Below are 13,118 nucleotides of genomic sequence, written 5' to 3' on the forward strand. Positions count from 1 at the left end.
ATGCTTATAGTGGCAGCCGCATAAACGGGTTATCGCTTTATAGCCACTAAGCATTGCAATGCCGGATATGGAACACGACAAGGACAATCCGGCCTTTATTTCAACAGCTTATAGAACTTCATCGCCCCCCTATTCCCAGAACAACACCGATTATCAATCCCCAAAATAACCCAATGCGCAGAATTCTGAGATTATTTAAATGAAACTCTTTTCTTGTTATATGCATACTAAAGATCCTTTTTAGTCATGATGAAATAAGTACTCTCCACAAATAATGTCATACCCGATTGACCTACGCTTGCAGGTCAACTCGGGTTATCAACAATTTAAGACGAGGCTATCTAGGGCCAGCTTAGAAAGAGAAGTTAAGCCCTAGCTTGGTTTTGAAACCTTCGCTGTCCCCCCACCCAACACCAGTGTGTCTTTCTGAGGTGACATAACCGAAGTTAGCAACTAAACGAACATTACGAGTTAATTGTTTGTTGCTGTTAATGTTGTAATCCAAATTGTTCGAGCCTTCCCAGTTCTTCCCTGACTCTGAATGCCCATATCGAACGTTAAACTCTGTCGTGATGCCAGCTAGGTGACGGATACGAACAAACGGTCTCACATTATAAGAATTGCTGCGTGTAAAAATAGCCGGAGCGGTATCAGCATTGTCTAACGTCGTACCGCCATTTAAGTTAATACCCCAGTTCAATTTGTTGGATTGACGGTATGTATAGTTAATCTCACCATTTACACGTTCCCAATCGAGATCCTCTTTAATCTCTGGACTCCAACCATTATTGTCTCTTGCGTACCGTTTTCTATTAAGGTTTTTATATTCACCCGTGACAAAGAATATATGTTTCCCCACCGCATATTGTGCACCCGGTTTGATTTGCCACTCGGTATTTTCCGATCCATCACTGGTTGAACGACGATAGAAAGAAGGTTCAATAAAGAAACTGAAATTGGGGTTAACCCACTTTTCATATCGTGGTGCGATACGGTAGTTAATACTTACGCCTTTATCATCGGTCGACCCTTTTGTTTCTCCATGGCTTTCACTTAATACATAGCGCAACCTAAAGTTTTCATTAAAACGGGTAGAACCATCGGCAATAACAAAGTTGGTATTGCTCAACTTGGCACTTTCAGTAAAAACCGTCTCGTTATACTCAATACCACTAAAGAAGTGCGTTCTCATTGGGCCTTTGCTGCTGCTCGAGGAACTCATTGGTGGCGGAGCAATAATGGTATCTTGGTCTCCTTCCATGATAAGTACGTCATCTGGCATGCCATCGTCCACGTTTGCAAATACTGCTCCCGATAAGACCAGAGCGCTAACCCCTAAAGCTATCTGCTTTTTGTCCATCTATATTAACCCTTTAACGTTATTTTTATTAATACTCATCACAACACAACCAACAATACCGATTGCATTGTATTTAACTGGCCCAATCAATACAGCCACTCAATCAATAAACACAAAGATAAACGTTTCGACAGGCAAGTCAAACAATGCAAAAAAATAGAAATTCCACTAAGGGTATGATTAATAAGTAAAAAAAATAAATATCGTGATATTGCGCAAACTTTAAAATTATTGGAATGTGAGCCAACTCTCGTACAAATTGACATATTTTGTTTTCTTATCACTTAATACCCCTATATAAAACGGAGAAAATGTTGGCTAAAAATAGATAATGACGACACACATATAGAATCGTTACAGCTCAAAAAACTAACAAATTAGCACCCCAACATTGTGAACACACCCTTCCCACCACACCCAACTTGAGATCAAAATCACAATAAAACCGCAAAAAACACTCCAAAAATGCGCACCACTCACGCAATTCATTTTTCCGTTTGATTATCAAACTAAAATCCCATAAAAATACAACGACATTAATGAAACGTTTCTATAAAGAATAACTCTTAAGCTAAATTGGGAATTTATCGATGAAAAAATCACTACTAGCTTCGACGATGATTGCACTACTTTCTTTCTCTACTAGCTCACTTGCACTCGGTGACTTACCAGAAAGGGATGCCAATCGTATCAAAGCAGAAGTCTTTGAAATGACTAAAGTACTAAATCTAAATGAACAAAAATCCTCTGAGATCCTTGACCTCAAAGTGGAATTAAATAGAGCCACGAACAAACTATTGGATAAACACGGTTCACGGAATGCGGAATGGCGCTCAGAAAGAGAGCCTCACTGGCAAGCTTATAGAAAAGGATTGCTCTCCGTCATTACCGAAAAACAGTTAAAAGAATACAATCAGAAGAAGTCAATTTAGGGGATCTAACATGAAATTTAAAAAACTCTCATTAGCCGTCATGGTTAGCTCTACATTTGCACTGACAGGTTGCTTAGATGACACTTATGATTATGGCAATGGTTCCGGTGGTCAAGGCGGTGGCGGCGGAGCTGACAATAAGCTCTCTTGGGGGGTACACCTTTACAAATCCGATAAACCCGATCACTACAAAGAAACGCCTTACGTGATAGAAGTGGAAGACAGTACAGGGGACTCTCAAGCTTTCGATGGTAACTTAATCGATCTAGCAAATATCTCGATTGAAAGTGCCGATTTTGCGAATTTTGCCCCTATGGCAGTGAAAATTTCACAGGAACAAGCGAAACTTAAGTTTGTCGCGGATAAAGGTTATGATCTTGGCACTACTTACAACGGAAACGGTTCAGACGAACACCTGAAGCGCGGTGTAGTACGATTCATGCTCACACCAGAAACCCCGGTAGGCGTTAGCCCTAACACCCCAATTTCAGCATTATTGACGATGTCAGATGGAAGTAATACTGCTTCCGTCGATATTAGCAGCTCCGTTGCGGCGTTAAAAGGCTCTGAAGCGCAGCGCATCACCGTACCTTTACATTGCTTTGAAGATGCTGGGATAGATTTGAGTAGTGTTGAAACAGCAATGTCATTCGATTTAGATGGTGCCATCAACTATGAAATCAGTGATGTATTCATGACGGCTAATGCCCTCCCACTAGGATGGGCAGTTCAAGATATTCAAGCTTGTACCAATAATTCACAGATAGAAACGGCTGAACGCTCAATATTACGTTCAACTCTAAAAGGCGAAGATCCTAAAGGTTGGGCAACTAAGCTTATGGGTAATAATGGTAACGTTAGCTTTGGACAACCCGGTGGCTGGGATAACAGCTTCCCACAATTCGCTGAAATTATTGCTACTGGAGACAATTACAAACCAGCAAACAAAACCTTTTTCCCACATCTTGTCTCGCTTGAAAATATCCCGACTGTAGATCTCGCTCAATACATCGAGACAGGGGCATTAGAGTTCTTGTTATTTATGAGTGGAGCAGGAACGGAACCCGGTCATGACAACTACGAAATTCAGTTTAAATTCGATGCAACAACCCCTGAAGGTAGTGAAGGTGGAATTGAATCTGCGTCGGTGGGCATAGATATGTCTGATGAAAGTAAAGGCGCTACCGTATGGAAAATCAGCATCCCAATGCGTGACCTATTTGCAAAAACAGACAGCAATGGTGTTGATATCGGTGTTCGCCTAAATTCAGTTCAAAACATCAATAAACTGACAAGCTGGGCCGTTTCAATGAATCCCGATGATGGTCACAACTTTGCAGGCTTTAGATACGGGTTAGCCGATATTGCTATTGTAAAAGAACCGACTCAAAACGAACTGAAAACCGTCTATACACCACCAGCACCCTAGTCTTTCGTCAAGGGTTATGACTACATCAACGGCCACTACGGTGGCCGTTTTTTCTATCATTTCTGGTTAATACTATGAAAACAAAACTCGCAAAACGTACATTAGGGTTAGCTGTGCTCGCGGCACTTAGTGGTGGTGCCACCGCCACCGCCACCGAAACGAATGACACTAGAACTCAACCTAATGTCCTCCTTATCTATGTTGACGACATCGGTTATGCCGATATGGGATTTCAGAACATCAGTCAAGATGTCGTCACCCCAAATATGGATAGCGTCGCCGCCGATGGTGCGGTTTTTTCTGCTGGTTATGTCACGGGATCGGTATGTGGGCCTTCACGAGCAGGTTTAGTGACAGGCCGTTATCAACAACGCTATGGATACGTCGACAATATCGGTCCATTTGTCCTTGAAAAAGGGGTGGAGCAAGGCCTTGACCTTTCCGCCAAGACCTTTGGCAATTTCTTCCAAGATGCGGGCTATGCGACGGGCTTTATTGGTAAGTCTCATGATGGTGAAGACCAAAAGTTTTGGCCTCACAATCGTGGCTTTGACTACTATTTTGGATTTAACAATGGCGCAGCAGACTACTTTGTTACTGGCAACAATAAAGAAAATGCTAAAAAGCATGCTTATTCATCTATTTATCGTAATGACCAACTTATCGAGAACTTTAACGGCTATTTGACGGATGTTTTTGCCGACGAAGCCGTTAACTTTATTGATCGCCACAAAGACGAGCCTTTCTTTTTGTATGTACCGTTTAATGCGTCCCATGGACCCATGCATGCCAAACAAGAAGACATTGCAAAATTTGCCCATATCGAAGACGAGACACGCCGTAAATTTGTTGCGATGACTTACAACATGGACGTAAACATCGGCAAGATGATCAATACACTTGAAAAACATGAATTAATGGAAGATACCATGATCATATTCATGTCTGATAATGGTGGCGACCCAAAAGATAATGGCTCACTTAATACACCACACCGCGGCACTAAACGTGAAGTTTGGGACGGTGGTATACGTGTGCCATTTAGCATTACATGGAAAGGAAAAATCCCCGCTAAGCAAATAATTGAAGAGCCCACCGTTGCGTTAGATATTACGCCGACGATGCTAGCCGCTGCCAATATCACGCTTTCTGAACAAGATAAGTCTCAGTTAGAAGGAGTGAACCTGTTACCTCGTCTTACGGGTCAGCAGAAAAAACTTCACGAGCGATACCTCTATTGGCAAACCCCAGCACAAGCCGCGATTCGAGATGACAATTGGAAACTTGTCATGCCAAACTTGTTTGATGGAAAAGACGGCATGGAACTTTACCATATTCGTTCCGATGTCAGCGAATCCAACGATGTGTCTGCCGCTTACCCAGAACAAGTTAAAAGGTTACGCCTCGCCTACGATGAATGGAATGCCGATAATCAGCCTTCTCTATGGGGTTGGAACCGAGATGCCTATCCATTTGATAACAACTGGCGTGGCATCAATCACGACAAATAATCGCACCTAGCCATTACTGCAGCGTTTAGGCCGACAAAGCCTATTCGCAGCAGCTTTCATAGAGAGCTATCCGCCGTTATATTCATGCAAAAACTTGCTTTACCCTAAAATAGAAACCTTTATATTTCACACTCACTAGCCCCTCTATCCATCAGAGCACTCATAGGAAGAGATCGTATGCAGTTATTTAAATTCGCCCCGCTCGTCGCTGCTCTTGCCACAATCGGCGCTCAAGCATCAGAAGCACCAATTAGAAACAATCTGGACACCCAACCCAACGTGATCGTTATATTTACCGACGACCAAGGCTGGGGAGATGTGGGTTACCACGGTTTCGATGATATCCACACGCCTAACATAGATAAACTGGCCGCTGGTGGTGTACATTTTCCACAAGCCTATGTTACCGCATCGGTTTGCGGTCCTTCTCGTTCTGGGTTAATGACTGGCGTCAATCAACAACGCTTCGGCGTCTATGGCAATTTTGAAAATAATCATGTTCCTCGCAGCCAACCGTTAGTGATGGAAATGATGAAAGACATCGGCTACACAACAGGTGTGGTGGGTAAATGGCATATGGGAGAGCCTACAGGCAGACCAAATGAGCGCGGCGCGGATTTCTTTTATGGTTTTCACGGTGGCTCTCACGACTACATGAAATCTGATGCCAAAGAAGGCGGAAAACCATGGCTCTCGCCCTTGTATCGTAACACCACAACCGAACCACCAATTCAAGAAGGTAATGGCTACCTAACCGAACTGTTTACCGATGAGGCAGTCGGCTTTATTGAACGCAATGCAGACAACCCTTTCTTTTTACACGTCGCGCATTTCGCGGTCCATCACCCATGGCAAGTCCCTGATGGTTATATTGAGCGCTTAAGTGACTTAGAAGTCCACCACGAAGAACGTCGCTTTTTCGCGGCGCAAACGCTAGTGTTAGATGATGGTGTTGGCGCCATTATGGATACTCTCAAAGAAAAAGGGCTATACGATAATACGTTGGTGTTCTTTATGAGTGATAACGGCACGCCATCGGGACAAGGGTTTGAACAACCGAGGAAAAAGAAACGCGGAGAGACAACCATGTCAAGCCCAGGGCCATTTAATGGTTTTAAAGGAGACACCTATGAGGGTGGCATCCGCGTACCGTTTATTATCCACTACCCTGCACAAATTCCTGCTGGCGAAAGTTTTGAACCTATGGTCAGTGCACTGGATATCATGCCGACAATTGGTGCGCGTTTTGGCGTTACAGAGACTAACGCGATCCCATTTGATGGCGTGGATCTTTTCCCTTACCTATTAGGTGAAAAAGACTCCGCTCCTCATGACACGCTTTATTGGCGTCGTGATAATGACTACGCCATCAGAGATGGTGATTGGAAACTTGCTGTCAATGATGACAACGGGCCAAGAACCATTCGCTTATTCAACATGGTCGATGACCCATATGAATATAACGACTTAGCTTCCAAGGAGCCCGAAATCGCTCAGCAACTGCAAAATAAATTTGATGCATGGGAAGCCGAGCTACCCGTAAACAAACTGAGCGACAAGCCAGTGAACAGAAATCGTGAGTTTAAGTCCGGCCACCGCGTCGATGTTCAAGCGTTTAATCGCACGCAATAAAACATCTCACTACCTCTAGTGACAAACCGGCACTACCAAGAGTGCCGGTTATAATTCCTCGTATGATGGCGGCTTTTACTCTTCGCAATATCCACACTCATCAACATGCGTTTGCGCGGCAACCAGATAACTCTCTGGATACAGCTCTTGAAGCGTTGGCGCGGCGACAGCTTCTAACGGTGCATTACCCCACTGCGAACGCGGTGGTACGTCATATTGCTTCTCGAGTTCGGTGATCGTATGTTTAAGTCTTTGAATGACTGCCTGATATTGAGGGGCGTGGATAGCATTGTTCATTTCATGTGGATCCGCCTGTAAATCATAGAATTCCCATTCATCCATCTGGTAATAAAAATGCATCAATTTATATCGGCTATCCCGCGTGCCGTAGTGCCGTGTTACGTCATGCATTGCTGGGTACTCATAGAAATGATAATACAGTGCAGTGCGCCAATCATTAGCAGGCTCACCTGTTAATAAAGGTACCATTGATTGACCTTGAATATCTTCTGGAATAGCGACACCAGCGAACGCCAAAAACGTCGGCGCATAATCGATGTTTTGAACCATTTTTTCGACCACTGTTCCCGGCTTGATTTTATCCGGATACTGCATCAATAAAGGTGCTCGAAACGACTCTTCATACATAAAACGTTTATCAAACCAACCATGCTCGCCCATATAGAAGCCTTGATCAGATGTATAAACCACAATCGTATTATCAGCTAAACCATGTTGCTCCAAGAAGTCTAGAACGGCCCCTACCGACTCATCAACGGAAATAATAGTAGCAAGATAGTCTTGGACATAACGTTGATATTTCCATATTGCGATCGCTTCCTCCGTCATCTGCGCTTCGTTGGTGTTAAACCAATCATTACGCGCTTGGTAGGCTTCATCCCACTGCTTGCGTTGCTGTGGTGTTAGGCGTTCAAGCAAAAACGGCCATATATCTTCTCTCCAGGCCGCCTCCCCGACGCCACGTGTCATTTTCAAGTCATGACCTTCTTGGGCATCACGATAAATATTCATGGTTTGCATGGCAGCAGCAGAACGGCCTTCATAGGTATCAAAATAGTTATCTGGCACCGGAAATTCCGTATTTTCAAACGCTTTCGTATGCTGAGGCGCAGGCATCCAGTTACGGTGCGGAGCTTTATGATGAAGAAGAAGCGCAAATGGCTGATCGTTATCATTTTGTTTTGATAGCCACTCGAGTGACTTTTCAGTGATCAGCTCTGTTGTATAGCCATGCTCTCGCCTGACGCCGTCTTTTGTGATGAAGTCTGGGTTATAATACTCTCCCTGATCGTTTAGCAGTTCCCAGTGGTCAAAATCGAGTCCATCTGGCGTTAAATTAATGTGCCATTTACCAATGCATGCTGTGGTATAGCCATGTTGCTTAAGTATTCTTGGCCAAGTTGGCTGGTGTCCATCAAATAGCTGACCATTATGGTTAAAACCATTTTTGTGACCAAATTTTCCCGTCAACATTGCTGCTCGTGAAGGTCCACAAAGTGAGTTAGTCACAAAAGATTGGTCAAAACGTGCACCATTGCGAGCAATACGGTCGATATTCGGCGTAGGAGCAAGGTGAGCAATATCACTTTGGTAAGCACTAACCGCTCGCAATGCATGGTCATCGGACATAATGTAGATAATGTTTGGCTGTTTCTTACTTGGTAGAACTTGATTTTTCATAGATTAACCTTAAAAAAACCTGCTCGTTGCAAGCAACAGCAGGTCCAAATTCATTTAAAAATCACGAGATGTTTTAACCGTTAATAAAGCGAGGTGCTTGCAGTAAGAACGACGCCTCTAACGACGCGTTACTGTCAGAACCGACATAGAGCTCGATACGTGACTCGGTGGCTTCTAAACGCTGTGTTTCTCCGTAATATTCAAGTGAGCGAGATGGGATCTCTAAACGCACGGTTTTCGCTTCACCAGGGCGCAAATCCACGCGAGAAAACGCCTTCAATTCCTTTTCTGGTCGACTCGTCGTGGCATTGATCTGCCGTGTGTAACACTGAACAACCTCTGTCGCCACATGCTCTCCAATATTGCGAACGTTGACTTGAACCTTTAACGTATCATCCAAAGACAGTTCACTATGACTGAGTTCTAAATTACTGTATTCAAATTCACCATAGGTTAAACCGAAACCAAACGGATACAACGGCGTATCCTTCTGATCTTTATATGGTTGATACTCTTGGAATGCTCGCATTTTGCCCAGCTTTTTGCGCGCGTAGTAAATAGGGATTTGCCCAGTCGAGCGAGGCACTGACATGGGTAAACACCCACTTGGCGACACTGCGCCAAACAATAAGCGAGCAACCGCATGCCCTGTTTCCGTGCCACTTTGCCAAGCGTACAGCAAGGCGTCAGAAAATTGTTCCGTTGCCATTGACGGTACAGGGCGCCCTGTACATTGAATGACTACTAACGGCGTATTGGTTTCACCAATCGCTTGGATAAGCTGCTCCTGCCCCGCTGGCAACGTTAACTCGGCAATATTTCTCGCTTCTCCGGTTCTACGATGGCTCTCCCCGGTGCAGAGAATAGTGAGATCGGCCCGATGAGCACATTCAACCATCTCATCAGTAAAAGAAGCGTCTTCAGTGATGAGATCGACATTTAGATTATTTTGCTCAATGTACGCCTGGATACCCTCATAAATTGAAGTCACATCTTGCGACCGCCCGTCCAAACACCAAGAGCCTAAGTGCTGCCTTTGGCTATGAGCGTGTGGGCCGATAACCGCAATCGTCAACTTACTTTGTAAAGAAGAAGGGCTGACGAGTGGTAAGATCCCAGAGTTTTTTAGTAACACCATACTTTGCTCAGCGAGTTGCTGCGCTTTAGCGACATGCTCAGGGTGACGTAGTATGGTTTTGTGGCGATTTTCATCGACATACGGTTTCTCAAATAACCCAGCCTTAAACTTGATCGTTAACACCCGACGAGTCGCTTCATCGATGATGTTCATGTTGATCTGACCGGAAGAAACTAAATCGGGTAAGAAGTCTTGATAAGCCTCATTGGTCATTGCCATATCAACACCGGCTTCTAGCGCCTTTTTAGCCGACTCTTTAGCATCTTTGGTCACACCAAAATACTCTAAATCTGAGATTGAACCCCAATCACTGACCACAAAACCATCAAAGCCTTGCTGCTGCTTTAACCATCCTTTAATCAAGGTGTTACTTGCAGACACTGGTGTTCCTCCTAGATCATTAAACCCCGACATCACCGTCGCAACACCAGCTTCTACTGCCGCATTGAAAGGCGGTAAATACACATTATGAAGCGTATTGTCGGTAATCTCAGTCGTATCGTAATCACGCCCCCCTCAGCGGCACCGTAGCCAATAAAGTGCTTAGCGCAAGCTACCATTGAGTTCTCATCGGCCATATCATCGCCTTGGAAACCCTTAACGACCGCTTTCGCCATTTTGCTCGTCAAAAAAGGGTCTTCTCCTGCACTTTCAATTACCCGCCCCCACCTTGGGTCGCGAACAATGTCCAACATGGGTGCAAACGTCCAGTGAATACCTAGTGAAGACGCTTCTTTGGCGATACAACGATAAGCTGATTCGATCATGTCAGGATTAAAAGAGGATGCCTGCGCTAAAGGAATAGGTAATACGGTTTGCTGACCATAAATGACATCTCGAGCAATAATTAAAGGGATGCCTAATCGACTTTCTTCGACCGCAACTTTTTGAAATTCATTTAATTGCTTGGGATCAACACTTTCACCCGGTGCATTACCCGCCCAGGCAGTATCCGCCAAGATTCTTGATCCCCACGCTCCCCTTTTCACTCCATCTAAATACTGATCACGATTTTCATCGTAATCTAGCATTGGGGTTTGACATAGTTGACCGATTTTTTCTTCTATTGTCATTCGCGAGAGTAGATCATCTACTCGCTGCTTAATAGATAGAGCTGTGTCTTGATACGGCTGTGCCATATGTACTCCAAGAATAGTTTGAGATTGGAAAAAGAAAGACACAATCACGAGAGTGACCGTGCCTATCATTTAGATTTGAGAATGGACGTAATCGGGGAATGCTTGAATCAAAAATTCTTTCATTTCAGCTTCTAGCTCGTCATCATTTGATGCCTTGGCGCGTTCTAGCAGTATTTCTGCAACCTCTGGGACGTATTTACTATCCAACTGCACATACAAGTCGATGAATTGATACAGTTCATCGTCAGACAGCTGAGGCATGAGTCGCACAGGCGCTAACAAGGCTTCGTCATAAAAAGAGGGCGTAATACCTAAAGTAACATTGTCCCAAGCCTCTATTACTTGCTGATAGCCCCCCAGATAATGCTCATCATTACGAATTTCCAATTTATTCGTTCCCTTTAGCGCAATGACATAATTACCTTGTTCTTCCTGTTGTTGAGCAAACTCAAAATAGCTTTTTGATAAAAAGTAGACTTTGCCCCATGCGAAGAAATAAGCAATCAGTATAAAGCCAAGGAGCATGCTCATTCGTTTTAACTGCACCATTATTTAACTCCTACACCCGTGAATGCCTTGATAAAGTTTTTCTGCATAAAGAAGAAGACGAATACAACTGGTACAGCGATCATCGTCGTCATCGCCCAGACCTGTTCAAGGTTGCCTGCAGGTATATCTTGCTGGAACTTGAATAGTGCCATTTGCAGCGTCAGCATAGAATCATCACGAATATAAAGTAGTGGCCCCATAAAATCGTTCCACGCCCCCATAAAGGTCAAAATTCCGACCGTTGCCATTGCAGGGCGCATCATTGGTAATACGACTTTAAAGAAAATACGAAACTCACTTGCACCATCGATTCTCGCCGCTTCCAAATACGCTTCATCAACTTGCGTCATAAACTGATATAGAAGAAAAATATTATACGCACTAATGGCACCCGGAATGATCAGTACGCGATAAGTGTTAATCCAATCCCACTCATACATCATCATATACACAGGGATCGTAAATAAAATCGCAGGAACCATCATAGACGACAGAATTAATCGCAGCCACACCTGACGTCCAGGCATATTAGTTTTAGCAATAGCAAACGCAACCATTGCTGACAACAAACAGTTCAACACCGTTACCGATACCGAAACAAAGATGGTATTAAAAAAGATACGCCCTAGATTAACGCTGTTAAAAATTTCAATATAACCGTTCAACGACCATGTTGATGGCAGTGAATTCGGAGAATGCATAATTTCCGAACCCGGTTTAAACGAGTTGATAATCATAAAGAAAAATGGATAGAGCACGACAATACTAGCAATTGTAAGTGATACATATATCATCACCTTGCCTTTATTCAGTTCTTTCATTCTTTATTACTCCCGTTTGTTATTTTTAACTGAATCATCGTCAATATAAAGATCACGATTGCAAGCAATAACCCAACTGTGGATGCTTCGCCCATTTTCATTTGTTCAAAACCAATTTGGTACAAGTGAAGTACAGGCGTTAACGCCGAATTATGAGGGCCACCTTGCAGGTCAAAGTTCATAAAGACTTCAGTAAACATCTGCAAGCCATTGATAACATTAATCGTAAGGACAAAGATAATCTGTGGCTTAATGAGTGGCAAAATAATCTTGGTGATCTTTCTCGACCATGTGGCACCGTCAATATCAGCAGCCTCTAGCAACGATTTATTGATACTTGCGATACCACCGAGGAATATGATCATTTGCACACCAAACCACTTCCATGCACTAAACACTGCAATTACTGGCATTGGAAGCCACTTTTCAAACTTCCAGAACACGGGTGAGTCAAGTAATTGAATCTCGAGCATGGTCGACTGGATTGGTCCATTTGGCCCTGCAATGAAATCAAAAATCAGCATGGCAACAGTAACCGATGTGACTACTGGTATAAACAAGACCGTTCGAAACAACCCGGATAACACTGTCACTTCATTTAGCATCAATGCTGCACCAAGTGCAATTACAAAGCTTAGTGAAATAAATATTGCCTGGTTAAAGAAGACATTAAATATCGACTTCCAAAACTTATAATCTGTAATGGCATTAACCCAGTTCCCCATACCAACAAATTCAGTATTCTCAGGGTTTAGTATATTAATATCCAAGAAACTATTTTCTAATGATAGGAAAAATGGATACAACATGAAAACCAGAAAGTATGCGACCCAAGGTAACATAAATAGGTAAGACACCCAGTAACGCTTAATATTCATAACTATTCCAATATAATAATTGTCAGAG

At 43.5% G+C, this 13,118-nt stretch carries 10 protein-coding genes and 1 pseudogene; 4 read left to right on the plus strand and 7 right to left on the minus strand.

What is annotated here, in order from left to right; translation table 11 throughout:
* Positions 1 to 352: 352 nt before the first annotated feature.
* A complete protein-coding gene (locus AC0L66_RS25065) occupies positions 353 to 1,360 on the minus strand; it encodes a hypothetical protein (protein ID WP_473569932.1) in 1,008 nt (335 codons plus the stop codon).
* Positions 1,361 to 1,950: 590 nt separating this feature from the next.
* On the opposite strand from AC0L66_RS25065, the gene AC0L66_RS25070 reads away from it, so the two are divergent.
* The 4 genes from AC0L66_RS25070 to AC0L66_RS25085 all read left to right on the plus strand — a co-directional run bounded on the left by AC0L66_RS25070 (position 1,951) and on the right by AC0L66_RS25085 (position 6,864).
* A complete protein-coding gene (locus AC0L66_RS25070) occupies positions 1,951 to 2,292 on the plus strand; it encodes a hypothetical protein (RefSeq protein ID WP_473569933.1) in 342 nt (113 codons plus the stop codon).
* Positions 2,293 to 2,302: 10 nt separating this feature from the next.
* Positions 2,303 to 3,721 carry a putative glycoside hydrolase gene (locus tag AC0L66_RS25075; protein WP_473569935.1) on the plus strand — a complete coding sequence of 473 codons (1,419 nt, stop codon included), beginning with the start codon at positions 2,303 to 2,305 and terminating at the stop codon, positions 3,719 to 3,721.
* Between the two features lie 74 nt (positions 3,722 to 3,795).
* Positions 3,796 to 5,232, plus strand: coding sequence for a sulfatase-like hydrolase/transferase (locus AC0L66_RS25080; protein WP_473569937.1), 1,437 nt, complete (start codon positions 3,796 to 3,798; stop codon positions 5,230 to 5,232).
* Between the two features lie 177 nt (positions 5,233 to 5,409).
* Positions 5,410 to 6,864: a sulfatase family protein gene (locus AC0L66_RS25085; RefSeq protein WP_473569939.1), complete on the plus strand. Its 1,455-nt coding sequence runs from the start codon at positions 5,410 to 5,412 to the stop codon at positions 6,862 to 6,864.
* A gap of 75 nt (positions 6,865 to 6,939) precedes the next feature.
* Here AC0L66_RS25085 and AC0L66_RS25090 read toward each other — a convergent pair whose 3' ends face one another.
* The 6 genes and pseudogenes from AC0L66_RS25090 to AC0L66_RS25115 all read right to left on the minus strand — a co-directional run bounded on the left by AC0L66_RS25090 (position 6,940) and on the right by AC0L66_RS25115 (position 13,090).
* Positions 6,940 to 8,565: a sulfatase family protein gene (locus AC0L66_RS25090; protein WP_473569941.1), complete on the minus strand. Its 1,626-nt coding sequence runs from the start codon at positions 8,563 to 8,565 to the stop codon at positions 6,940 to 6,942.
* A gap of 73 nt (positions 8,566 to 8,638) precedes the next feature.
* The gene (locus AC0L66_RS25095) at positions 8,639 to 9,856 is read right to left on the minus strand and encodes a glycoside hydrolase family 3 C-terminal domain-containing protein (protein WP_473570891.1); all 1,218 of its coding nucleotides are present in this window, start codon (positions 9,854 to 9,856) and stop codon (positions 8,639 to 8,641) included.
* Positions 9,857 to 9,877: 21 nt separating this feature from the next.
* Positions 9,878 to 10,911: pseudogene (locus tag AC0L66_RS25100) on the minus strand (glycoside hydrolase family 3 protein); the annotation flags it as partial.
* Complete coding sequence (locus AC0L66_RS25105; RefSeq protein WP_473569943.1) at positions 10,912 to 11,391, minus strand: hypothetical protein; 480 nt, start codon at positions 11,389 to 11,391, stop codon at positions 10,912 to 10,914. It lies immediately after the preceding pseudogene.
* Positions 11,391 to 12,212: a carbohydrate ABC transporter permease gene (locus tag AC0L66_RS25110; protein ID WP_473569944.1), complete on the minus strand. Its 822-nt coding sequence runs from the start codon at positions 12,210 to 12,212 to the stop codon at positions 11,391 to 11,393. The genes AC0L66_RS25105 and AC0L66_RS25110 overlap by 1 nt, the downstream gene beginning before the upstream one ends.
* Positions 12,209 to 13,090 carry a carbohydrate ABC transporter permease gene (locus tag AC0L66_RS25115; RefSeq protein ID WP_473569946.1) on the minus strand — a complete coding sequence of 294 codons (882 nt, stop codon included), beginning with the start codon at positions 13,088 to 13,090 and terminating at the stop codon, positions 12,209 to 12,211. Before AC0L66_RS25115 ends, AC0L66_RS25110 begins: the two co-directional genes overlap by 4 nt.
* Positions 13,091 to 13,118 lie beyond the last annotated feature (28 nt).

The organism is Vibrio sp. GJ43-1, from assembly GCF_055808835.1.